Genomic DNA, 23,276 nt, shown 5'->3' on the forward strand with positions numbered 1-23,276 from the left:
TTGATGTTATATGTGGAACTGTTGGCGCAAGGTTTGGTGCAAGGTAGCATCTATGCACTTGTCGCTGTTGGTCTGACCCTGGTCTATGGCCTGCTTCGAATTTTGCATGTTGCCCATGCGGGCCTCTTCACACTTGGCGGTTATATTGGTGTCCTTGTTACCAATGCTACAGGATCTTTGTTCCTCGCATTAATCGTTTCCATGATGGTGGTGGGGGTGTTGGGAATGGCTATTTACCGCCTTTGTTATCAGCCTATTTTGGATAAGCCGCCGTATGTTGCGTTGATTGCCTCTATTGGGTTGTTCATTGCGATGGAAGAAATCTACCGCATTGTTTTTGGTCCCTATGGGATTTCCTATCAGAACCCCCCATTGCAGAGTTCGGTGGAAATTTTGGGGTTATCTCTTCGCATGGGGGAAGTTGCGGTTGGGGGTGGCACCCTTGTTCTAATCGGTGCGTTGGCATTGTTCTCGACCAAGACTCGTTTTGGAACAGTTTGGCGGGCAACCGTTACCGACCCGGATATGGCAGAATCCTTTGGGGTGGATATCATCAAGGTTCGCTATCTGAACTTCTTTATTGGCTCAGCCTTGGCAGCTGTCGCTGGTGTGATGGTGGCCCTTCTGAACAATCTCGTTGAACCCACTATGGGCAGTGTCCCAAGTTATAAGGCCTTGGCCATCATTGTCCTTGGTGGTTTGGGTGATGTTCGGGGGACACTGCTAGCTGCCTTGGCGCTAGGGGTAATTGAAGCCTTTGGCACGATATATCTTGGTAACTATCTGGACCGTGATGCCATAGCTTTTGCGTTCCTCATTCTGGTATTGATGGTTCGGCCTCAAGGCCTGTTCGGGAGGGCATAATCATGTTGGGATTAAGCGGTTACGAAATTAGTTTGATCACTTCCATGGGCATTGCTGTAATCTTTGCCCTGAGCTTGAACTTGATTACAGGGTTTTGCGGACAAATCTCTCTGGGGCATGCTGCATTTTATGGTATTGGTGCTTACAGTTCGGCAATGTTGACCAAGGCGGGAATGCCCCTTGCCATGGGAATGATTGGTGCTGTTGTTTTGGCTGGTGCTATCGGTATTGTTGTTGGTTTCGCTTCCTTGCGGGTACGCCATGATTTCCTTGCCATTACCACAATGGGGGTCGGGTTCCTTTTTCTTGGTGTTATGCGGCAATGGGATTTTGTCGGTGGGGAGATGGGGGTTTCAGGAATCCCTGGATCGGGCCTTGGCAAACCCGGCTTTATGATTCTGGTCCTTGGGCTTGTGGTCGTAACTGTATTGTTTAGCTTGCACCTGAAACGGTCCTGGATGGGTTTTTCCTTTGATGCCATTGCTGATGATGAGGATACGGCCCGAGTAATTGGTCTGGATGTATCCCGTTATAAGCTTGCGGCATTTGCCATGGGGACGGCTCTGGCAGGGCTGGCCGGGGCGCTCTATGCTCACAATGTACGCTTTATTGATCCCGAGAGCTTTGGCTTTGTTGAATCAATTACAGTCCTCGCTATGGTGGTTATCGGGGGAATAGGTTCGGTTTTTGGGGTGATTTTCGCAGCTGCTGTTTTGAGTGTTCTGCCGCTTTGGATCCAGTTCATTGATGAATACAAATTGCTTCTCTATGGCGGACTTCTTTTTGCGATGATGCGCTTTAGCCCTGGTGGTCTTGCGGGTATTGCGCAGAAACTAAGCTCCCGGAAAGCTGTCAAAGTTCCGGGAGGAGGATCGGCATGAGTAAGCTTCTAGAGGTAAGTAATCTACGCGTTCAATTCGGGGGTGTCGTCGCCATAGATGATGTTTCTTTCAGTCTTGCAGCAGGTGAAATCTTAGGGTTTATTGGCCCAAACGGCGCGGGTAAAACCACGATGATGCGCGCTGTAACGGGCGTTGTGACACCAACAACAGGTTCTATCCGGTTAAAGGGGGAAGAGCTTATTGGGCATACCATTCATCAACGGGTCCGTAGAGGCCTGGGCTTTTCACAACAGTTGGTGAAACCCTTCCGGAATATGACAGTGCTGGAAAATGTTGCCTTGGCAGCCGGGGCTCATCATACCGCATCTCCGGTCTCTGCCCTGTTTCGTATCAGACGCGAAGACCAGAAGGACCGAGCAAAAGATCTGCTGGAACAGGTCGGGATTTCTGATGCGGCTGAGGCCGATCCGTCAAATCTTCCCCTTGGTTATTTGAAACGTCTGGAGGTCGCACGTGCGCTGGCCTTGGATCCGGAACTTTTGATCCTGGACGAACCGCTTGCAGGACTGAACCATGCCGAAGCCCATACCCTTGCAGATATGGTGCTGGATCTGAACAAGGCCGGGCAATCTATCATTCTAATCGAACATAATTTGGGGGAAGTCATGCGGATCTGCTCCCGCCTTGTTGTACAGGACAACGGACATAAAATTGCTGATGGTGATCCTGAAACGGTGATGAGCGATGCGAAGGTACGTACAGCCTATCTGGGAGAGGTAGTTGATGATGCTGCAGCTTAAGAATGCAAACTGTGGTTACGGGGCTTTTCAAGCTGTTCACGACCTGTCTCTCACTATGGAACAAGGCAAAATATTTGCCTTGCTCGGGCCAAACGGGGCCGGGAAATCCAGTACGATCATGTCTATTGCGGGCCATGTGCAACTCTTCTCAGGCTCTATTATCTTCGATGGTGATGATATCTCACATCTGCCTGCACGCGAACGTGTGAAGAGGGGTATTGCCGTCGCACCCGAGGGGCGCCGTCTTTTCCCCGATTTGACGATTGAAGAAAATCTAACCGTCGGTGGATACTGTCAGTCAAGTGAAAAGGAAGCACGGAACCGGGATATGGTTTTTGCGCTCTTCCCACGTTTGACTGAACGCCTAAAACAACCGGCAGGAACACTGTCCGGCGGAGAGCAGCAAATGCTAGCCATTGGGCGTGCTATGATGACCGAGCCCCGGTTCTTGATGATTGATGAGGTGTCTCTTGGTCTTATGCCGAAGATGGTAGATGTCTGCTATAACGCTATCGAGCATTTGAAATCACAGGGAGTAACCATTTTACTTGTTGAACAGAATACCAGACGTGCGCTGGAAGTGGCCGATCAGGTTTGTGTTCTGGAATCTGGTAATGCTGTCTGGCAAGGCGCTGCTGAAGATGCCCGGAAAGATCCCGCTTTGATTGAGGCCTTCTTGGGGATGGCAAAAGATAGTGCTGCCTAGAGATTTCATCCTCTTGGAAATTCGACTTTGATGAAAGGCGCTGAAGCAACTTTGGAGCCAGAATTCGAGATGTTGGGCTGGGTTGTATTGTGATATGTTGATGCTGATTGAAATTTCCCCGGTTTAGCTAAATTGTTCATCTGTCCAATTCTTAATTTTCATACGGGCTTGATTTGATATCAAACGATCTATATCAAGTTTAGTTTATGTCTTTGTTGTTTATGTTTGCCTGGCTATGAGCAGGGTGCACAGGATAAGTTTGTTCAATTAGAGGATTATTGCTTTGCCTATCGTTATAACAGCGAGTGAAGTTCATCCCTTTTTGCCGTCGCTTGGGGATCCCACGGCGATCGCAGAGGAAAAAGCCCTTCATCAGGACATTCGTCCGCTGGAAATTGCGATCCTGAACCTGATGGCAGACAAGCAGACAACAGAACTGCAACTGGCGCGTTGGTTGGGGCATACCCCGTTGCAGATCAGGTTGACCTTTATCGCAACAGATAGCTATATGGCCAGTGTGCAAGCTGGGTATCAATCCAAATCCACGCCGAGCGAGCATATCAGTAAATATTACAATTCCTGGAGTGATGTGAAACATCGCAAGTTTGATGGTCTATTGGTCACGGGCGTCAATCTGCTGGATGCGGATGTGACGAGCGAGGGGATCTGGGGCGAAATTCGGGAAATCTTTAACTGGTCAAAAACCAATGTCTTGTCGTCCATGTATATTTGCTGGGCTGGTTTTGCCGCGATGCGCTATTTCCATGATATCAAGTGTCACAACGGCAAGACAAAGACGCTGGGTGTTTTTGAACACGGGATAGAGGCGGATAGTGCCGATCTTCTGTTTGGCTTGCCGGACCGTTTTCCGATCCCTGTGGGACGTTGGCAACGCCTGAGCCGGGGCAAGGTTGAGGGGCATGAAGCACTGGAACTTGTTTCCTGCACGGACGAAGGGGATACCTTTATTGTCGCGGAAAACAAAGCCTTCAAGAAGGGGTGTAAAACCTATCCTCGCCGGATCTATATGTTCAATCATCCTGAATATGATACAGATACCATGAAGAAGGAATATCTACGCGATCGCGATGCCTATCCTGACCTGCCGATCCCGCCGAACTACTTCCCGGATGATGATATCGAAAAGGCCCCGGTTAATACCTGGCGCTACACTGCGGCAATCTATGCCAACTGGATCAAGTCTCTTTATGAGGCGACACCATACGATATCAATGATATCCCAGAGGCGTGTGAGTAGGTTTTTCTTAATAATAGAGCGTAATACTCTTGATTCTGTTTGCGCAAACTTGCGTTAATTCCCTGTGCCTCTGTTTCGTTTGATGAGGGTCTTGCGTTAATGTGCGCGTGATGTTTTTTGCGCGCTTGTATTCTTTTATTTGCTAGGCTTGACATTTGATTGTCTATACATCATAACCGCGCAGTCTTTTGGGCTGTATTTATTATTTGTTTATCATGAATGGCGTGCGTTCCCCCCAAAGAATTGCCTGTCTTGGAACAGGCCCGGAGTTGGACCTAAATCTTGCGCGATATTGGTTGTTAAAGGTCCAGAGAAAAGCCGAATGATGGCTTGCTGAACCTTACAGACTTATATGGCCTGAGGGAACTTGGCAGCACCAAGATGCTTAATGTGGAATACAGAACTGTCGCCGTAGGCCTGGCGCACAAATATTGGCTTGCAAAATGTCAGGGCGAGATGATCCCGGGCCGCGAGGATATAAGCCCTGCGGAGATGGTGGCATTCTTGCCAAATATTCTGTTGCTGGATGTACAGAAAGAACCGCTTGATTTTCGCTTCAGGCTTGTGGGAACACATATAGTACCCTTGCTTGCCCGTGACTATACGGGTGAGTGGATGAGTTCGATTGACATTCTGAAGGCCCCGGGAACTGTCTGGGGAAATTGTCGTAAAGCTGTTGAAAGCGCTCAACCTGTGTATGCTTTTACTCCTTACGTCGGTCCCAAAAAAGATATTCTGGATGTTGAGGATCTCATTCTTCCGTTGGCGTCTGATGGTCAGAGTGTTGATATGCTGATGGTTATTCTGGCAGCGATTCAGAAAACGGTTAGCCTTGATGATGGGGGCCGTGAGGAGCAGGCACACGAACAAAAAACACAGGCTTCGTGATTTGTTGTTAAGTCCTTCTATCATTTGTTTTATTTGATGCGGGCCTGTCACGTCGGCTATTTTTTATCTTCTACTAAATATGTTTCAGATCGATGTTGGTAAGTACTTGACTGGAATCCCTTCTAGCGTTATCTATATAGTCTGTGTAACTAACTATTTTTTGCTTATGTCTCTAACCAATTCACTTGATCAATTCCATCGGTATTTGACCTGTCTGTGGACTGATATTTCTGACCGTCCCAATGCGCTAACCTGTAGTGAATATGGTTATTTACGTGCAATTGAACGTTTGGATGGGGATAAGTTGGCGCAGGGGGAAGGCTGTCGTCGCTCTGATGGGCATGGTCATCATTTGCAAGACATCGTTGAACTTTTGAAGATCAAGAAGGCCTCGGCCAGTGTTGCTGTTACAAAGCTTGAAAAGCGTGGCCTGATTGAAAGGTTTCAGTGTCAGCATGATGCGCGGGCACAGCATATAGTTTTGACTGAAAAAGCGCGGAAATATCTGCGCGAAGAAGAAGCTATCTATAAAACTTCTGCCAAAGACATTGCGAAGGTTCTTACAGTTGATGAATTGAAGGCTTTCGAGGCCTCTCTGGCGAAAATTAACAAGGCACTTTAGCCAAAAGACTAAAGCTTCCCGAATAGTTGCAGAGGAAAGTGATGAGAGCGGAGGAGTAGTTTAAAATATATAGTTAGTCTGTCTAACATATTAAGAAGGAGAAAGGATATGATGAAAGATAAAGAAGTTCATGGGCATGGTTTGACAGAAAAGTGGCGTGATGAAATGGCACTTCACTATATTAAAAAGTACGGTGAACATCCTGTTAATCGACTGACGGCAGAGCTGGCACAGCTTGAGCGTAATGATTATGTCCTGGATATCGGCTGTGGCAGTGGTTCTGCCCTGAGGGCCGCGGGTGAAATTGTAACCACCGGGGAGCTTATTGGCGTTGATCCGTCACCTGTTATGGTGCGGGTATCGCAAGAAGAGAGCCTGTGCCACCCGGCTTTCCCACGTATGCGCTTTTTACTGGGCGGGGCCGAGGCCATTCCTTTGTCTTGTGATCAGGTGACCGTTGTCTGGGCAATTAATTCGCTGCATCACTGGCAGGATATTCCCTTGGGTCTCAGTGAAGTGAAAAGAGTACTGAAATCTGACGGGCGCTTTATTGTTGTTGAAGAGGTCTTTGAGGATCGTATCGGCATGATAGCAGAAGATGTTTTGCTCTATTTGGCCAAAGCCGGATTTGAATGTCTCAATTATTCTGAAACAATTGTCGATGACGCCAGAATGAATATTTTCGTTTTTCAAAGTTTAAAATGATAACGTGTTTTGCTGTTTCAAGCGGGCGAAATTCCTCCGGTCGCTACAGCTTGTCATATTGTACTCCTGCTATCGGTTGATAAACCTGAAGGGTTAGAGGGTCGATGAGAAGACATAACGATACAAGGTTATTGTTCGCTGGATTCAAGAAAGATCAAGAATATCATGCAACATCTTGATAATAGCGTACAGCATGCATCCGTCTGTGAAATAACTATTATCGCGAATGTTTTCCAGGGTAATGAGTATAATTCGGATAATCATTTGATTTTCATGTAATTTTAGTACGCATACGATGGTCTGTTTCTTCTCTAAAAGCTTTTGTGGGAAAATGCGTGTATTCTTCTTGAGGATGGTTTTGATAGTCACTCTTAAATAGAATCGAGGTATTTTACGGTGAAATGCCGTAAAATAATGTTTTTATAGGTTTTTTTTAAAACCATATTTTTATTTTAGAGGGCTAAAACTTGAGATTTATTCCAATATTTAATCTATGTTGTTGATTTTTAAGTTGTATATACCAGGCTTTCTTAAAGGCTTGAGTTAGGGTCTTATGTAATATTCTTAATGATGTTCATTGAATGTTTATTATGTTAATACCTCTTTAACTAATTCAACGTAATTTTTCTACATTCGCTCCCCACGTAGTCAGGGGTGGCTCCATAACAAAGGTTTGTGCAGCATTGCAAGGATGCTGGCTTAATCTCAAACCGGATCAGATTTGTGACCTAGATATTTTGTGACTCTGGTATAGTGTGTTACAGGGCTATAACATATTGGTATTAAAGGCATAGTTCGATCTTCTGTTGTATGGAGTGGGGTGCGTTGGAAGCTAGACTTGGTCGTCCAGAGCTTTTTTGAACGTGTGGCGTGTAGGGTGGTTGCGTCAAAGTGGTCTTGTGTGTTTGGCCTGAACTGTCGTTCAAAGCGTGTGGTAGCTCGTTAGTGTGGTGTTCGACAACTTGTGTTCTTGTCTGGTTTCAAACTGTCAAAGGCACTTCCTTTTGGGGGGATCTAGCCAACGTGAAAACCATATAGAACAGGACGTCAGATCCTGGTCAGAATGACTAACCCGCAGTTTTTATAACTGTGATGTAAGTAAGATCAGAACGATATGCGATAAGTAAGTGTGGGGATCGCGCTCTGATTTTGCAGCGTAGTGGTATACGTCGCTTATGCGGGTGTCGGGGTAAGGAAGGATCGTTAAGGTGACACAGGTAGCAGTCACGGCTTGAGGAACGTTAATCCGGGGGGATAAGCGTTCTGCCTTTGCTTCTTTTTAGGGGGTCTTTTGCCGGGCTTTATGGCTTTCTTTTATTTCAAAGACAATCATAAAGCCCAGCAAATAAACGCAGCAAATAAACGCAGCAAATAAACGCAGCAAATAAACAGCCCAAGAAATAAATCATTAAGCTCACTGGCAAATGAATATACATGCGTAGCTGGTTTCAATGATTTCTGGCTTGATCAATCAAATGCAGATGCCACAACATGGTCGCAGCAATAATGTTGATTAAATGTTGACACGTTTTCTCCAGCTGAAAAATATCGCCATATTATACGGGAAGTAAAACAATAATATCTATTGATATTATGAGGGTACCAATTTCGTTTGTAGCCTCAAAGGTACGTTAAGGCTTTGTGGTTGAGAATTGGCGGAGAATATTTTGTTGCGCTTTCTTACTGTCAATCCCTTATAAGATGGTACCCGGAATAACAAAAGAACCTGTCATGCCTGTGAGAATGCCATTGATGACGACGATTAAGGGGTCGAACCTGATTTGTTGCTTTCGTTGAAAAATATTGACTGATATATATATATCAGGCCTCCCTGACACTATTCAGGAAGTCAGAAATTTCCTGTTCCATGTCCTGTGCCTGATCATTCATATTTGTTGCCAGTCCCTGCACTTCGTTCGCGGATTGTCCCGTTTCACTGGATGAAGCACTAACATGGGTTATATTGTTGGTGACTTCTTCTGTACCTACTGCCGCCTGTTGCGCGTTTCTGGCAATCTCGGACGTCGCGGCACCTTGCTCTTCTACTGCGGCGGCAATGGCCGATGATACCTCGGACATGTTTGTAATTAGCTCTGATACAGAAAGATTTGACTGCACAGCTTCTTCAGTTGTCTGTTGGATGTCCGTAATCTTGCTGGAAATCTCTTCAGTTGCTTTAGCTGTCTGGTTTGCCAGATTTTTGACTTCACTGGCAACAACGGCAAAACCTTTCCCTGCTTCGCCAGCACGGGCCGCTTCAATTGTTGCGTTCAAAGCCAACAGGTTGGTTTGTTCGGCAATGTCCTGAATAAGATTGATAACAGCGCCAATATCATCTGCAGATTGTGAAAGGCCTTTTAAGGTTTCTGATGATTTCAATGATGCATCCACCGCCTTTTGAGCAGAGACTGAGCCGCTTGTTACCTGACCAGATATTTCGGAAATAGAACTGGAAAGCTCTTCGGCGGCACTTGCCATGGTTTGCACGTTACTGGATGCCTGTTCCGCTGCGGCGGAAACAGAAGCAGATTGTTCGCTGGTTTTTTGTGCGGTACCGGCCATAGAGGTTGCTGCATCGCCCAGCGTAGATGCCATGGACGAGAAATTTCCAAGCTGACTGCTAACTTTTCCTTCAAAGCTGTGGATGAGACGATCAATCAGCGTTGCGCGATCTGCATTGGCTTGCTGTTGGACTTTTTCTTCTCGCTGAAGACGAGCTGTGGTTTGTGCCTGTTCTTTGAAAACCACAACAGCGCGGGACATGTCACCGACTTCGCCTGCAAGCTCTGCCCCTTCGATCTGAACCTGATGGTTGCCATCGGCCAAGGTGGCCATGGTAGAGGTTAAACTGACAATAGGTTTGACAATGCTACGGACAATAAGGGTCACGATATAAGCTGTAACAAGAACCATCACAATTAGTATGGATAATAAGGTGATCAAAGCTGTCTCATCAGAAGATCGTAATTCTGATGCCTGGGTTTTCAGGTCGTTTGAGAAATTGTCTTCTACCTTTTTCAAAAGATCGATTTTTTTGGTTATTGTTTCAAACCAATAGTCACCTTCAATGCCTTTTGTATCGTTATTTGTGATGCTATCGATCGCAATTTTGCGAAGCCGTTGGACTTCGGCAACAGAAGGATCTTTCATGACTGAAGTATAGAAATCCAATTGATCCTGTGTGGCAAACTGGCTTGCAGTACTTAAAAATGCTTGTTGCGCGGAAATGAGCTGTACAAATCTGCGATAAACTGTCGAGTTGAACTTGCCAGCAGAAAATCCGCCAGCCCCCATTGCACGTTCTATACCAGCACGCTCTTTGGATTGTAGAAAGGCGGTATAAGCAGTGATCGTTCTTGTGATTTCTGCATCTTCGCCCAGAACTGCCATTAGCTCTATAATTGAAAGAAGATCCTGAATTGTAGAAGAATAGTATTTAGCCAATTCTGGAACTGTAGCTTTCTGGTCAGATATTTTTTGGCGCATATTAGATAAGTTACCCAGAGATGCTTTTGCTTTTTTTATGCGCTCTTCCAGGATGTTTCCATAATCTTCCAAATCAAAGTTTTCTATACTGGTATACAGAGTTTTTTGCTTTTGATCAGCGGCTTCTCGAATGTCTTTGATTTCAGTACTGAATTTTTTTCCTTTACTGGCTGTAAAACCAGCAGAAGAACCCCGTTCTTTTTGTAGTTCATGTACCAGAGCTGAAACCTCTGGCGCCAAATATGAGAGTTTCTCTATTGATTCAGCATCTTTAAGATTCTGAAAAGAATTTACTAAAAAAAGAGAGGATAAAGCTAAAAAACCGACAATCGGCAATAATAAGCTGAGTAAAACTCTTGTTGATATCTTGCGGTTATATAGAAAGCTTTTCATTTTGTAATCCTGTGAAAAAAAGACAGCTATCCCAGTCGCTATCTCTAGTGTTGACATTCTTAGGTTGCATTGACTTATGTCAGTTCACTTATTTTCAGGAAATAAAGAAAGCAAAGTACGAGAAGTATCGCACTTTGCTTGCGCCAAGGTCGGTGTTTTTTTAGGGAAGAAAAAAAGTCATCGGGGCTTTAACAATTTGTTTATAGCTACTTTGTGTAATACCTCGATACAGGAAGGCGCATATAATAACCCCGTATTACGAATAGTTTCCGTTTCAAAAGGTGTATGATTGATGGAGAATTATCACTCTTCCATTCGAGAAAAATCCATGGTCCAATTACTTTCCCAGGTTAAACCACCGTCAGGTGAAAAGGCCTGTTCCCAGCGGGGGGTGGCCGTGGCGATACGTGTCCATTGAAAGCGAACCTTGATGGGAATGCCGTTCAGGATATTGTCGGCGAAGAAGGTTCCCTTACCCCCTTCAAACCATCCCTTTACCGGAACATCCAGACTGTGTGGGGTACGATTGTCCAACCACCAGATTGCCCAGTTATCACTCTCGGGATCTTAAGTACGCAGGGAAATCGCCCGGTAAGGGCCGTCTGGCAGATTGAGAAGATTATCATCCATATTTCCTTGCCCACCCAGAATGGGCTGCGCCCGCATTTGCCCTGAAAATTCCTGCCAGTCTGTACAGTTGCACAGGCGTTCTTTTAATCGCCTGTGGCCCACGTTCCACTTCCCGTGGAGAAAACCAAAAGCCGCGGACTGTGGTTGTTTCATGTTTAGTTCCTCATAATTTTATATCCAGATACAGGCACATACCTGTCAGGTTTTAGAACCACAGGAACTTGTTGATGAGATAAAAGGTACAGTGCTGAAAATGGCCCGTTTCTACGCGTGATTTTTCCCGGCGCTATGTTGTGTTTTAGGATGAAAATGTGATTGGGGTAGAATATTAATAGGGCGGTGATGTCATGACTCAGACGATGACAGTTTTGATCTTGCGGGAGGGAACTTGTCTGCGATGACGCCAGCATGAAGAGAGACAGAGTAAGACCTGTTCTTTACTTCTTTACGCAGTGCCTTTTAGAGTTCTTCATCATAAAATGTGCGTTGCATGAATTACTACAGGACTTCGCCGAGATAGGGGAAGGCGCACCAGGAGAGGAGGATAAAGAGAGTTAGATTTGCAGTCAGGATCAAGCGGTGTGATTTCTTGATATGGCCAGCAAGAACCATTGTCAAGGCTATTAGAAATCCAACAATGTTTTCTATGGCAATAAACTGTGCATACTCATAGCTCTGATATTGTACGCCAAGATCCCACGCGTTCAGAAAATAGAAAAAATTCAGGAATGCAAATGCCAAAATCAGGAATATAACCACCTTGGAGAAGTGTCTGGAATTGGAAAATATCTTTAAAACCAGTATATAGAGCAGGGGTGTGATAAAGGGAAAGATGTACTTTCCCCCCATAACGGCAACGAAAAAAAGAGGCATTGGGTAGGGTGTCAGGATGTTTGGTATTCCAAACAATCTCATGGATAGAGAGACGAAAAACAGAAGCCCTGCTCCGCCAAAAAACCAACCTTTTCCTGTCATCCTGATTGTTCCACTTGATGGTATATGCAGAATAATCAGCTTAAAGTGGTGCTGCAAAAAATCAAGCCGGATTATCACCCACTCTCAATAATGCCCTTCTGGTCTTTGGTTTTTGAATAAAGAAGTCGATAATGATCATCCGTCTTGCCAGAGAAACAGATTATGTCGCTGCTGTTGAACTCTATGCAGAGTTTGGTGGGGGCGTTCCCGGAATCTCCGGTGAAGAGGGGCTGGCTCAGTGGCGGGCTTTGCTGGCGCATCCTGGTACGTCGGTTGTTATCGCTGCGGACGAGGGCAAAGATGCAACAGCGGGGGAGCAGGGAAAAGGTCAAAGCTTCCTCCCGATATGTGCAATTGTAACGCTACATATTCTGCTCAACATGACCTATCTCGGGTGGCCTTATGCCTTGATTGGAAATGTCATTACATCACAGCGATATCGCGGACAAGGGCTGGGCAGACAGGTTGTGGAACGCACCATTAATATGGCATGGGAAGCCAATGCCTATAAGATCATGCTCTTGACGGGCAAGGGACGTAAAGACGGTGGCGCGAAGGGTTTTTATGAGAGTCTGGGCTTTTCTGACGAAGACAAGTATGGAATGACTTTACGAAAGCTTCCTGCCAGAAAATAGTGTATTAAATAATATTCTGATCCTGAGATACATTCTTTCACTTCTTAGTCTGTTCGTTCTGTCTGTCCTGCCCTTTTGACTTTTCCCGTGCCCGTTTTTTGCTTTTTTAGTTGGAGTTCGCTTTATGCCCTTTAATGCACGTGAGTTACAGGCCGTTGTTTTTGATATGGACGGGCTGTTGATTGATTCCGAGGCGATTTATTTGCGTGCCTCAATTGATGCCGCGAAGGAGCTGGGCTTTGAACTCAATGAAGAGCTATATAAATCAGTGGTTGGTCTCACCATGCAGGCGGGTGAAGATATTATCCGTAAAGGGATGGGGGCTGATTTTCCCTTTGATGATTTCAATCGCAAAATGCATGCGTTGCTGGAAATAGAATTTTCGCGTCATGTGCCGTTGAAAACAGGCGTAGAGGAGCTTCTGGCACACTTGGCAGAACGGAATTTGCCAGTGGCAGTTGCGACCTCAACAAGCAGACATCGTGCAGAAAGTCATCTGACCCATGCCGGGGTGATGCCTTACTTTTCAACAATCGTGACCTCTGGTGATGTGTCTCGTGGGAAACCTGATCCGGAACCTTATTTATTAGCGACAAAACGTTTGGGCGTCTCACCACAAAGCTGTCTTGCGTTGGAAGACTCTCATAACGGTGTAAGATCAGCACATGGGGCTGGCTTGCAAACCATCATGGTGCCCGACATGTTGGCCCCAACTGATGAAATCTCTGAACTCTGCATTGCGGTAATGGAAAACCTGCATAAAGTACGGGAACAGTTTTTGGTTTAGAACTTGTTTTTTTTGATGGGTTGATATTATAAATATCAACCTTTGGAAGAAAAAGAGTGTTCGCAATGACTGCAATCCCTTCGACTATTCCCGTAAAAATTCCAGTTTTTGATACACTTTTGGAAGCTTTTGATCTTTGGGGGCGTAGCTTTTTGTACTTCGCGCCACTGGCTGCTGTCTTTGTAGCGGTGATTTCGCTTTCTTCCATAGAGGAAGTTCCTGATTTTATCACCGGGATTACAAACAGCGAAACGCGCCTCCTTTATATAGCTCACACGGTTTTGTCCCTATTGGTTAGCTATGCCCTTTATTGGTTGGTATCCTGGCGCTGTTATCAGCGTCTGCGGAATTCTGACAGTAAAGAGGCTGGCGCATGGTTCCCCAAAGAATTCTTACGTTTTAATTTGGCTCTTCTTATATTGTTGATTATTACAGAGATCGTTTACCCGGCTGTTGAAGTGTATATCTATGATGTCTGGGTAGATGTTTTCTTAAAGGTTGATAGTTCCGGCACGATTTTGCGTGAATATCCTGTTGTTTTGGATATCGCTATAGGGGCACCAAGCTATATATTCAGTATTTTGTTCTTTATTTTGATACCACTGATGGTGATAGAGAAAACAGTTTTTTTCAAGGCCTTGAAACGTACTTTGGAACTTAGCAGAGGTAATTATTTTGCTATTTTGGGACTGTTTCTTCTCAACATGATTGTCGCTTCAATCTTTGGTGCCGTGATTTGGGCTTTCTTCACTTTTTTGATCGAATTTCCTGCCCTTTTTAATTTGCTGAATGACACCTCGACATTGTTTGTTCAAAGTACGGTCATTTTTATGCAATGGGGCTTGATGCTGGTGTTTACGGTTACTCTTTGGACAGCGACCTATGCGCGACTTTTGGTGATGAAAGAAGTTGATCTGACACAGGATTAATATTTCCTGATCAAAAAATAATCTCAATATTTGCGATTTGTCCAATAACTGAAGCAAGCGCTGCAGTGCGCTATTAATGTTGTATTGGTGTTCCCTGTATAACATCTCAAACGGCGTAAATAAGACAGGTTCACCTAAAAAAACATCATTCTTGTCGGTGATAAGAGAGACGGCATTCAAAAAATATGCTCTTTTAAAACCAACAGGTTATGAGGTGATGAGATGTTCCAACGTCGAATTTCCGAATGGCTTCGCCATGCCCCGACGCCGGGGACAAAAGGCTTTGCCGTTCTGTCTGGTATTGAATCAATTTCCCGCGGTATTCTGATCTCTGTTTTCCCTCTTGTGATGTATCGGGCATTTCAGGATACGCTGGTTGTTTCCGAGATATATTTCTTTGTCGGGATTATCTCGCTTGTCTGTGGGTTACTGGTACCTTGGTTAACCCTGTTTATTCCCCGTCGCTGGATGTATTCGTTGGGGGCCGTCCTTTTTATTGTCAGCTCCTTTCTGGCGATAGAGGGTTCTGCCATTTCAATCGCGCTGGCTCTTTTTTCCTATACTGTTGCGGTGGTAATCCTCTTTGTTTGTTTTAACGCCTATGTTCTGGATTACGTTGCCAAGGTTGAGCTGAAACGATCTGAAACCCTGAGATTGTTCTACAGCGCATTGGCTTGGTCGGCAGGACCAGCGGGTGGTGTGTGGTTGCTACAATGGTGGACACCTGCGCCATTTCTGGTTTCTGCCTTGGGTGCGGTTGTCTTGCTTGTCGTGTTTTGGTGGATGCGCCTCGGGGATGGTAAACTCATTACAAAGGCACGGGCGCCCACGCCTAATCCGGTGGCCTTTATTCAACGCTTCTTTGTGCAACCAAGACTGATTGCTGGTTGGTTGTTTGCGGTTATAAAGTCCTGTAGCTGGTGGGTTTATATCGTTTATCTGCCGATCTACGCGGTAGAAGCCGGACTGGATGAACGTATTGGCGGGATTGCCTTGTCAATTTCCAACAGCTTGTTGTTCCTGACACCCTTTATGTTGATGTGGATTGAACGGAGTTCTGTTCGCCATGCAATACGTGTTGGTTTTCTAATTGGGGGCGGCGTTTTTGTTGCGGCGACTTTCAGTGCGTCTCTACCATGGGTAACAGTCGGGCTTCTTTTGCTTGGAACCCTGTTTCTCATTTTGTTGGATATCTGTGCTGGATTACCTTTTCTTATGGCAGTCAGACCATCAGAACGTACTGAAATGTCTGCGGTTTATTCTACCTTTCGTGATATATCCGGCATTATCAGTCCGGGGGTTGCGTGGCTGGTCTTGCTTGTTGCGCCGATCTCGGCGCTCTTTGCCACCGCGGGGGTTGGTATGTTTGCCGCCTGGGTTGTTGCGGGAAAGCTCCACCCCAGACTGGGTGTTCAAAAGCAAAGAAAAGAGATTGGCGTTGACGAAGGCACTTCAGCCAGGATTTTCGTTAAAGAAGTATAGACACTTTGGTTGCGACTATCCTGCATAAAAAAAAACCCACTAAACGTGTATCAGTTTAGCGGGGCTAATAAGTGCCAGAGCTTTAACACCAATAATGATTAAAGAAGCAGGGTGGCACTTCGGGAGTAACGGGCGGGGCATACTTATGAAAACAGTTTCTTAAACTGCCCGATGCATTGACGAAATCCTTCTTCAAAATTGTTATTTCCGGGATGATAAACACTCTCGAATGAAATGACGCCATCGTAGTTGTCGTTGCGAAGTGCATTTGCCATAGGCTGGAAAAGGTGAGCTAATTGGCCTTCACCCATCTTGCGAACTTCCAGCGTGGCGCGCGGAGTATCAACCTGGACATCCTTAATGTGAATATGTCCAAGATAGCCGTCTTTTATTTCATTGTATCCTTCGGGAAATGCGTTTTCATGGCACCAACAGTTATTTGCAGGATCCCAGAGCACTTGTAATACATCCTTGGCATTGAGATCATCAATCAGTCTGCGCGCGGTGTAGTTGGAATTGACCATTGTACCGTTACCGGTTTCAACAACCAGTCTCAGGCCTTCTGATCTGGCCAGATCAACAGCAGGCGCTATTAGGGGGAGCATTGCATCCCAGGCGCCTTTTGCAACATTCCATTTTTCAGCGCCATTGTGCCCCCAGAGAATTTGTTCTTTTTTTGATGACATAATACGTACTAAAGGAGATCCAACGATATGTGCCATCTCCATTACGCGTTTTAGTGCATCCATGTGTTTTGTATGAAGATCATCACCTGGTTTGTTCATACCGGTCATGCCGGCAAAGACATGCCTGCTCAGGCATGAAACGGGTTTTCCCCTGTCACGCAGTAGTGCATCGATTTCTGTGATCTCCTGTTTGTTATGATCACCGACTTCGGTGTCACCAACAAACTGAAGCTCGGCATATTCAAGGTCAAATTCATCCATAACATCAACGGTGTGAGCCAGATTGCGGCTTATACCGTCACAAATAACGCCTAGTTTCATATTTAATACTCCTGATTAACGGTGTAGTTCTGCACCAATGATGTCTTCGAGGATACGTGTGCAGACCCAGTTATCTCCGTCCGGATATTTGCTTTTGCCTGCGTGAAAGATTTGCATGGCGGTTGAGGCCATATGTAACGGCACGCCCATTTCTTCGGCCATGGCAAGGGTGATGGTTAGATCCTTATGCATTGTGCCAATACCGGATCCGGTGCCTTCAAATCGTCGGTCGATAATGTTCTCAAGAGCAGTATTGGCAACACCACATCCCGCGCCTGACGTAGAAAATACATTGAATAAAACATCGCCTTTGACACCAGCTTTTGCGGCAAGTGCCGCTGCTTCGAATGTGGCGCCGAAAATTGAGCCGATTAAGGATTGCAAACAGGACTTTACAACCTGCCCGTCACCAGCATTTTCGCCGACCCGATGAATGGTTTTGGATACGGCTTGCATGGCGGGGGCATATTGATCCAGAACGGGACTATCTCCGGCAGCCATCATTGTCAGAGTACCGTTTTGTGCCCCGGGAAATCCGCCAGATACTGGGCTATCAATAAGGTGAATGCCAGAATCTTTCATTGCGACACCGATTTCCCGTGCTTCAGATGGTTTAATGGTCGCTGTCAGAATGACGGCACCGCCGTCGGCCATGTGATGAACCAGGCCACCTTCCCCCAGGATGACGTCTTTGGCCTGGTCACCATTCATCACCATCACATAGACTGCACTTGCATTCTGAGCGATTTCGGCGACTGTTCTGGCGGGGTGACCGCCTATGGTTTCGAAAGCTTTCATGCGGCCTTGGGACAGGTCCAGGCCCGATGTCTTGAAACCGCTTTTTATCAGGTTTTTTGCAAGACCGCTTCCCATGTCTCCTAACCCGATTACACCTGCGTTGTGCATTTTTACCTCCTGTGTGGATACTGTTTTGGTCAGGGTACATTCACCTGCGTGGCTGCATGTCACCTGTGGGGCCGGGGTTTGCGCCGGGCAGTCCAGAAGACACCCCAATGCCCAATAATTGAAAACGAAAATCAGTTTTGCTGTTGATAAGGTCGTGCCAGACTTGAAAGCCTTAATCGCTTATGAATGCCAGGCTATAGAATCTTAATGTTATTTGTGGTTGTTCAATTCGTTTGTATTTAGTTGTGAGCAAGTATTTCGCCCAAGAAAGCTTTGGTGCGTTCATGTTTGGGGTTAGAGAAGAATTCATCCGGTGCAGATTCTTCCAGTATTTGTCCATCGGCCATAAAGAGCACTCTGTTTGCGACTTTTCGGGCAAACCCCATTTCGTGGGTAACACAAATCATTGTCATACCGTCTTCGGCTAATCCGATCATTGTATCCAGAACTTCTTTTACCATTTCCGGATCGAGTGCTGACGTCGGCTCGTCAAATAACATGACCTTGGGCTCCATACACAAAGCGCGGGCAATAGCGACACGCTGTTGCTGTCCACCTGAAAGTTGAGCGGGGTATTTATCCGCCTGTTCCAGAATGTGTACGCGATCCAGATACCTTCGTGCGATAACTTCTGCCTCTTCCCTTTGCAACCTTTTGACACGCCGTAAAGCAAGTGAACAATTGTCGATTATTTTCAGGTGAGGGAACAGATTAAAGCTTTGAAATACCATGCCGACTTCGCGACGGACGGAATCAATTGATTTTGCATCATGTTTCATTTCCTTGCCTGCAACGGTAATCGTGCCGTCTTTAATCGCTTCCAGATGATTGATACACCGTATCAGTGTGGATTTCCCGGAGCCGGATGGTCCGCACAGAACAATTCGTTCGCCTTTGCTGACTTTCAAACTGACATCTTTCAAGGCATGGAAGCCGCCAAACCATTTGTTTATGTTTTTTAGCTCAATGAGGGTTTCGTTTTCAGAGACAGACATTGAGGCCGTGTTTGCCGAGGTCGTTTTTTGCATTGTGGCGGCTTCCTGTTCGGTATTTTTATTAGTTTACGGTAAAAGATACGCCTTCGACCGGTGCTTCAAACGTTGGTTGTTCCAGACCAAACCATTTTTGATACAGCGTTTCCATGGTTCCATCTTTTTTGAGGCCTTCAAGGAAGGAGTTGACTGTGGCATTGATTTTGGCATCTTCCAAAATGGTACCAACACCCTTGTAGTTTGTAGCAAGTACAAGCTTCTTTTCAAACTTCCCTGGCGCACGTTCTTCTATTCTGCCCATGGCAAACTGGTTTCCGCCGATAGCATCGACCTGACCAGAGAGCAGGGCCTGAATGGTGGCGGAATCATCATCAAAGCTTAACATGTTTGCCTTGTCTGCAACTTTCGGCAGGACGTTTTCTTGTGTACTGCCTTTGGGAACACCAACGGTCAGACTATTCAAATCCTGAAAATCAGAGACAGCTGTCTCAATTGGTGCAATAACAGGCATGCTGTCTTCTGCATAGGGAATGCTGTACTGTAGTGATTCTGCGCGTTTTGCACTAATTCCCAATGTTGCAAACAACGCATCAACCTTACCGGTTTGAAGGGCCGCAATTCGATTTTGATTGGTTACAATGACCAATTCCAGATCGACACCTAGGTGCTTGGCAAAGAGTTTGGACAAATCTGCATCATACCCGTCGTTTTTACCCGTAGAATCAAGAAACCCAAAGGGCGGATTGTCACCTTGAATTCCAATGACGACCTTGCCTCGTTCTTTTATATTATCCAGTGTGTCAGCTGTTGAAACCTTGGTATTGATAAGGCCAAGAATTGACATAGCTGTTATCATGCCTGCGATTGTTTTTGTTACAATGCGGGCCATGGGATATTTTTGAGTGTGACTTGATTTCATTTTATTATCCTCCTTGTTTCCAGTTGATTTTCACAGCTTGAGCTGCCTTTTACTGCTCGATTTTTGTCAAACAGAATATTGCTTTATGCTTGTTGAACCGGGCTTTTATTCCTGCCTCTTTTTATGTCTGTCTTCTTTCTGTTGGCGCGTATTATGGTTATGCATGATTTTGTGACATCCTGCGCTCCATTCGTGTTCCCCAGATGGACATTGGCCAACAGATTACGAAGTAAATTATGCCAACTATTCCAAAGACCAGAAGGGGTTGAAAAATAAGGTTTGAAACGATTTGACCTGCACGTGCGAGTTCAATAAATCCCACGATGGCGGCAAGTGATGTGCCTTTGGTTAACTGCACGGCAAAACCTATGGTCGCGGGTAACGAAATTTTCAGGGCTTGTGGAAGTATGATGTCGCGCATTCGAGATACATAGCCAAGGGAAAGGGCATTTGATGCTTCTGTTTGCCCTCGTGGCAAAGACTGAATAGTGCCCCGCCATATATCACCCAGGAAGGCACTTGCATGTGCTGTGTAGGCAAAAGAAACCGCAATCCATGCGTCCACGTTGAATTGAAGCAGGGCCAAGCCATAATATATAATGAACAGCTGCATTAATAACGGTGTACCTTGGAACAGGGCAATATAGGCCGCCGCTAACCGTTGAATGACAGAGCTGGAACTGACACGTGCCAGTGCGATCAGCAGGCCAATGACACCCCCGCCAATAAAGCTGATTATTGTAAGCAACACGGTCCATTTCAAACCCTGAAGAAGGAAGAATATTTCTGGTAGGCCAAATGCGTCCATTTTATTCACACACTAGTTTGGGTAATTGAAATGACGACGGCCGATTGATGAAAGCGCTGTCATGATCAACCATGAAATTAAGAGATAAAGACCGGTAATGGTGAAATAGACTTCAAAGCTTCTGAACGTTTCGGACTCAATTCTTTGTGCAAAATGAGTTAGCTCACTTGCAGAAATTGAAGAGCATACCGAAGAAGTCAGGGTTAAAAGAATGAATTGAGATGAAAGCGCCGGGTAGATTGCTCTCAGGGCCGGTATTAAAACAATGTCACGGAAAATTTGTGTAGAAGACAATCCCAGGGCGGCCCCGGCTTCTATCTGTCCCCGGGGAATTGATTCAACGCCGCCCCTGATAATTTCAATTGAATAAGCGCCCCCATTTATGGAAAGGGCGATGATCGCAGTAATTGTCGGGTTCAGACGTACACCAAGAAGCGGAAGAGCGAAAAACAGAAAGAAAAGCTGAATTAGGAACGGAGTATTCCGGATTAGTTCAACAAAAGCAATAACAGGAGCTTGCAACAATGGGGTCCTGGTACGATGCATGGCAACGCCGATTACACCAATTACCAATGAGCATACTATTCCGGCGATCGACAGGGCCAGTGTTAATGCAACGCCGTGCAAAAGCTCGTCCCACCTTTCTATCACAATGCCAAAATCTAATTGATTCAAGCGGCTTCCCTCCAAGATTTATCGTCATGCGCTTGGGCCTATGACGTCTTTTTGTAATTACTATTTGTATGGTGTTCGTCTCTTTATGTTTGGATACGGTTTTTGCTTTTTGATGTATCTGATTTATCTTATAGTGACATTTGTGTTTTTCAAATCAATCAGATTGTATAAATTGATGTGATTTGATGTTATTTGTAGTGCTAGATTGTTTTTGAAAAAATGTGATTTTTATTTAAATTATATTTTTTATATCAATTGTTTAATTGTATTTTAGGTAATGATTTTTGTTAACAATGCAGTTTAGTGTAGTATGGGTTATATTTTTTGATGTTACTTTCTGATGTGATATGATTGTTTACGTGTTTATGATTCTGATCAAGGCTATTTGTATTAAATGATTAAGATCAATCGTGCTGCTAAAATTTCTGAAATTGCCCGGGTTGCAGGTGTGAGTACTGCGACGGTTGACCGTGTTTTAAATAATCGAAAGCATGTAGGCAGCGCAACCAAACAACGTGTTTTACAGGCAAAGCTGGCGATTGAAACAGAAGGCGATGAAGTTGTTCGGTCCCGCCCCTGGAGGTTGAAAGTTTTACTGCCGGACAGTGCCGGGCCTTCAACAGAATACCTCGCATCGTGTTTTCAGGATGTCGGAGCACAGGGAAACGCGACAATTGAATGTATTTTTACCAAAAAAATGGAACCCAAAATATTGGCCCGTAAGTTACTGGCATGTATTGGGCAAGGAATTGATGCTGTTGCCTTCCAGCCTCTTGATGATCCACATGTTCGGGATGCGGTACATGAACTGGCTTCTTATAAAATACCAACTTTGGCGCTTTTGTCAGGATTAACAAATGCACCTTTGGTCGGGTTTGTTGGTATTGATAATCGTGCGGCTGGTCGCACAGCAGCTTTTTTCATGGGACGTATGTTAAAAGCTGCCGGAAAAATCGCAATAATTTCCGGTGGACAGCTTTATCATAGTCATGAAGATCGGGAGATCGGATTTCGAACAGTACTAAGACGGGATTTTCCGGAAATTGATGTCATCGGTGCTTATTCTGGTCATGATGATATCGACGGGAATTATCAGGAATTGATCAATGTCATCAAAAAAACGCCAAAGCTGACAGGGGTATATAACGTCGGGGGTGGGAACGAAGGTATTATCAGGGCGTTAAAAGAAGTTGGTGTTGCTGATGAAATAATGCTTGTCGGGCACAACCTGACGCCTAAAACTCATCGATATTTGCTGGAAGGGTCTATGGATATTGTTATTCACCAAAACATGCGTACAGCAGCATTTAGTACTGTCAATAATCTTATTGCTTATTTAAAGGGTAAAACGATACAGCCTAACTTTTTGCCTGTTGAGATTGTCACCCGTGAAAATCTGCAAGGTACGGCCTGGTTTGATCGTCCCCAACCTGTACGCTAGATACTGTTTTCATTATAATTTCGATAAATATCCAGCAGTGCCCCTGTTCTTCTTTTAGATGAACAGGGGCACTTTTTAGATGAACAGGGTTATTACCGGAGGTTATAAACATGCTGGTGTTGTGCTTTCACATTATGCCAGCTGCATGTTTTTTTCCGGTTTATGCAATCCGACGACGGTTAAAACGGCGAGACCGTTTGCCCAATAGTAAATGGCATCGATGCCGCTAAAACTCAGAATAAACGGGATCAGGGTAAAGAGGGCACCGACTGCAAAATCAACGGCCAAGTGCAGTTTGTAGGGCAGAACTCTGATGATACCCAGATGGTGATCCGTGAGGACCGTCAGTATAAAGGCGGCGACACCTGTAACAACGGAAAGCCACATAGCAACCGGATGAGAACTGCCCAGATTAAGAACAAAGGGCAGGGCGATAAGGCTGATTGCGACGGGGTAATCAAGGTAGGCATGAATATTCTTGGTGACGAAACGCGGTATCATTTTAAGCATCCTTTACATTGAAGTC

The 23,276-nt window shown here is 45.4% G+C and carries 24 protein-coding genes; 13 read left to right on the forward strand and 11 right to left on the reverse strand.

Going from position 1 to position 23,276, the window contains the following annotated elements; all coding sequences use genetic code 11:
* The first annotated feature begins 3 nt into the window (after positions 1-3).
* The 8 genes from D9A03_RS11765 to D9A03_RS11800 all read left to right on the forward strand — a co-directional run bounded on the left by D9A03_RS11765 (position 4) and on the right by D9A03_RS11800 (position 6,685).
* Entirely contained in the window at positions 4-864 is an 861-nt protein-coding gene (locus tag D9A03_RS11765; protein WP_120497366.1) for a branched-chain amino acid ABC transporter permease, read from the forward strand.
* Between the two features lie 2 nt (positions 865-866).
* Positions 867-1,745 carry a branched-chain amino acid ABC transporter permease gene (locus tag D9A03_RS11770; protein WP_162938115.1) on the forward strand — a complete coding sequence of 293 codons (879 nt, stop codon included), beginning with the start codon at positions 867-869 and terminating at the stop codon, positions 1,743-1,745.
* A complete protein-coding gene (locus D9A03_RS11775) occupies positions 1,742-2,506 on the forward strand; it encodes an ABC transporter ATP-binding protein (protein WP_120497368.1) in 765 nt (254 codons plus the stop codon). The genes D9A03_RS11770 and D9A03_RS11775 overlap by 4 nt, the downstream gene beginning before the upstream one ends.
* Positions 2,490-3,212, forward strand: a complete 723-nt coding sequence (locus tag D9A03_RS11780; protein ID WP_254055034.1) for an ABC transporter ATP-binding protein — start codon at positions 2,490-2,492, stop codon at positions 3,210-3,212. The genes D9A03_RS11775 and D9A03_RS11780 overlap by 17 nt, the downstream gene beginning before the upstream one ends.
* A gap of 283 nt (positions 3,213-3,495) precedes the next feature.
* Positions 3,496-4,470 carry a homoserine O-succinyltransferase gene (locus tag D9A03_RS11785; RefSeq protein ID WP_162938116.1) on the forward strand — a complete coding sequence of 325 codons (975 nt, stop codon included), beginning with the start codon at positions 3,496-3,498 and terminating at the stop codon, positions 4,468-4,470.
* A gap of 381 nt (positions 4,471-4,851) precedes the next feature.
* Complete coding sequence (locus D9A03_RS11790) at positions 4,852-5,358, forward strand: PAS domain-containing protein (protein ID WP_120497371.1); 507 nt, start codon at positions 4,852-4,854, stop codon at positions 5,356-5,358.
* Between the two features lie 166 nt (positions 5,359-5,524).
* Entirely contained in the window at positions 5,525-5,980 is a 456-nt protein-coding gene (locus D9A03_RS11795) for a MarR family winged helix-turn-helix transcriptional regulator (protein WP_162938117.1), read from the forward strand.
* A 108-nt stretch (positions 5,981-6,088) separates the two neighbouring features.
* Positions 6,089-6,685 carry a class I SAM-dependent methyltransferase gene (locus tag D9A03_RS11800; protein ID WP_120497373.1) on the forward strand — a complete coding sequence of 199 codons (597 nt, stop codon included), beginning with the start codon at positions 6,089-6,091 and terminating at the stop codon, positions 6,683-6,685.
* A 1,821-nt stretch (positions 6,686-8,506) separates the two neighbouring features.
* Here D9A03_RS11800 and D9A03_RS11810 read toward each other — a convergent pair.
* From D9A03_RS11810 to D9A03_RS11820, 4 genes are all read right to left on the reverse strand, one after another.
* Positions 8,507-10,564, reverse strand: a complete 2,058-nt coding sequence (locus tag D9A03_RS11810) for a methyl-accepting chemotaxis protein (protein WP_162938118.1) — start codon at positions 10,562-10,564, stop codon at positions 8,507-8,509.
* Positions 10,565-10,867: 303 nt separating this feature from the next.
* On the reverse strand, positions 10,868-11,098 hold the full coding sequence (locus D9A03_RS19880; RefSeq protein WP_216825452.1) for a hypothetical protein: 231 nt from the start codon (positions 11,096-11,098) through the stop codon (positions 10,868-10,870).
* Positions 11,099-11,131: 33 nt separating this feature from the next.
* On the reverse strand, positions 11,132-11,347 hold the full coding sequence (locus D9A03_RS19885; protein WP_216825453.1) for a hypothetical protein: 216 nt from the start codon (positions 11,345-11,347) through the stop codon (positions 11,132-11,134).
* Positions 11,348-11,692: 345 nt separating this feature from the next.
* Positions 11,693-12,169, reverse strand: coding sequence for a hypothetical protein (locus D9A03_RS11820; RefSeq protein WP_120497376.1), 477 nt, complete (start codon positions 12,167-12,169; stop codon positions 11,693-11,695).
* A gap of 131 nt (positions 12,170-12,300) precedes the next feature.
* Here D9A03_RS11820 and D9A03_RS11825 point away from each other — a divergent pair, with 131 nt between their 5' ends.
* The 4 genes from D9A03_RS11825 (at position 12,301) to D9A03_RS11840 (ending at position 16,002) form a co-directional block, all read left to right on the forward strand.
* Positions 12,301-12,804, forward strand: a complete 504-nt coding sequence (locus D9A03_RS11825) for a GNAT family N-acetyltransferase (protein ID WP_120497377.1) — start codon at positions 12,301-12,303, stop codon at positions 12,802-12,804.
* A gap of 124 nt (positions 12,805-12,928) precedes the next feature.
* Positions 12,929-13,591, forward strand: a complete 663-nt coding sequence (locus D9A03_RS11830) for an HAD family phosphatase (protein WP_120497378.1) — start codon at positions 12,929-12,931, stop codon at positions 13,589-13,591.
* A 65-nt stretch (positions 13,592-13,656) separates the two neighbouring features.
* Entirely contained in the window at positions 13,657-14,520 is an 864-nt protein-coding gene (locus tag D9A03_RS11835; protein WP_162938119.1) for a hypothetical protein, read from the forward strand.
* 222 nt (positions 14,521-14,742) lie between these two features.
* Positions 14,743-16,002, forward strand: a complete 1,260-nt coding sequence (locus tag D9A03_RS11840; protein ID WP_120497380.1) for an MFS transporter — start codon at positions 14,743-14,745, stop codon at positions 16,000-16,002.
* A 143-nt stretch (positions 16,003-16,145) separates the two neighbouring features.
* Here the strand turns inward: D9A03_RS11840 and D9A03_RS11845 are convergent, their stop codons facing one another.
* From D9A03_RS11845 to D9A03_RS11870, 6 genes are all read right to left on the reverse strand, one after another.
* A complete protein-coding gene (locus tag D9A03_RS11845) occupies positions 16,146-17,009 on the reverse strand; it encodes a sugar phosphate isomerase/epimerase (protein ID WP_120497381.1) in 864 nt (287 codons plus the stop codon).
* A 15-nt stretch (positions 17,010-17,024) separates the two neighbouring features.
* On the reverse strand, positions 17,025-17,915 hold the full coding sequence (locus D9A03_RS11850; protein WP_120497382.1) for an NAD(P)-dependent oxidoreductase: 891 nt from the start codon (positions 17,913-17,915) through the stop codon (positions 17,025-17,027).
* Between the two features lie 239 nt (positions 17,916-18,154).
* The gene (locus tag D9A03_RS11855) at positions 18,155-18,943 is read right to left on the reverse strand and encodes an amino acid ABC transporter ATP-binding protein (RefSeq protein ID WP_120497383.1); all 789 of its coding nucleotides are present in this window, start codon (positions 18,941-18,943) and stop codon (positions 18,155-18,157) included.
* A gap of 28 nt (positions 18,944-18,971) precedes the next feature.
* Positions 18,972-19,826 (reverse strand): transporter substrate-binding domain-containing protein, encoded by an 855-nt coding sequence (locus D9A03_RS11860; protein ID WP_120497384.1) that lies wholly within the window; start codon positions 19,824-19,826, stop codon positions 18,972-18,974.
* Positions 19,827-19,983: 157 nt separating this feature from the next.
* Entirely contained in the window at positions 19,984-20,634 is a 651-nt protein-coding gene (locus D9A03_RS11865) for an amino acid ABC transporter permease (RefSeq protein ID WP_120497385.1), read from the reverse strand.
* Positions 20,635-20,646: 12 nt separating this feature from the next.
* Positions 20,647-21,309 carry an amino acid ABC transporter permease gene (locus tag D9A03_RS11870; protein ID WP_120497386.1) on the reverse strand — a complete coding sequence of 221 codons (663 nt, stop codon included), beginning with the start codon at positions 21,307-21,309 and terminating at the stop codon, positions 20,647-20,649.
* Positions 21,310-21,703: 394 nt separating this feature from the next.
* Here D9A03_RS11870 and D9A03_RS11875 point away from each other — a divergent pair, with 394 nt between their 5' ends.
* A complete protein-coding gene (locus D9A03_RS11875) occupies positions 21,704-22,750 on the forward strand; it encodes a LacI family DNA-binding transcriptional regulator (RefSeq protein ID WP_120497387.1) in 1,047 nt (348 codons plus the stop codon).
* A 132-nt stretch (positions 22,751-22,882) separates the two neighbouring features.
* Here the strand turns inward: D9A03_RS11875 and D9A03_RS11880 are convergent, their stop codons facing one another.
* Entirely contained in the window at positions 22,883-23,251 is a 369-nt protein-coding gene (locus D9A03_RS11880; protein ID WP_120497388.1) for a hypothetical protein, read from the reverse strand.
* Positions 23,252-23,276 lie beyond the last annotated feature (25 nt).

This window comes from Kiloniella sp. EL199, assembly GCF_900313065.1.
Classification (GTDB): Bacteria; Pseudomonadota; Alphaproteobacteria; order Kiloniellales; family Kiloniellaceae; genus Kiloniella.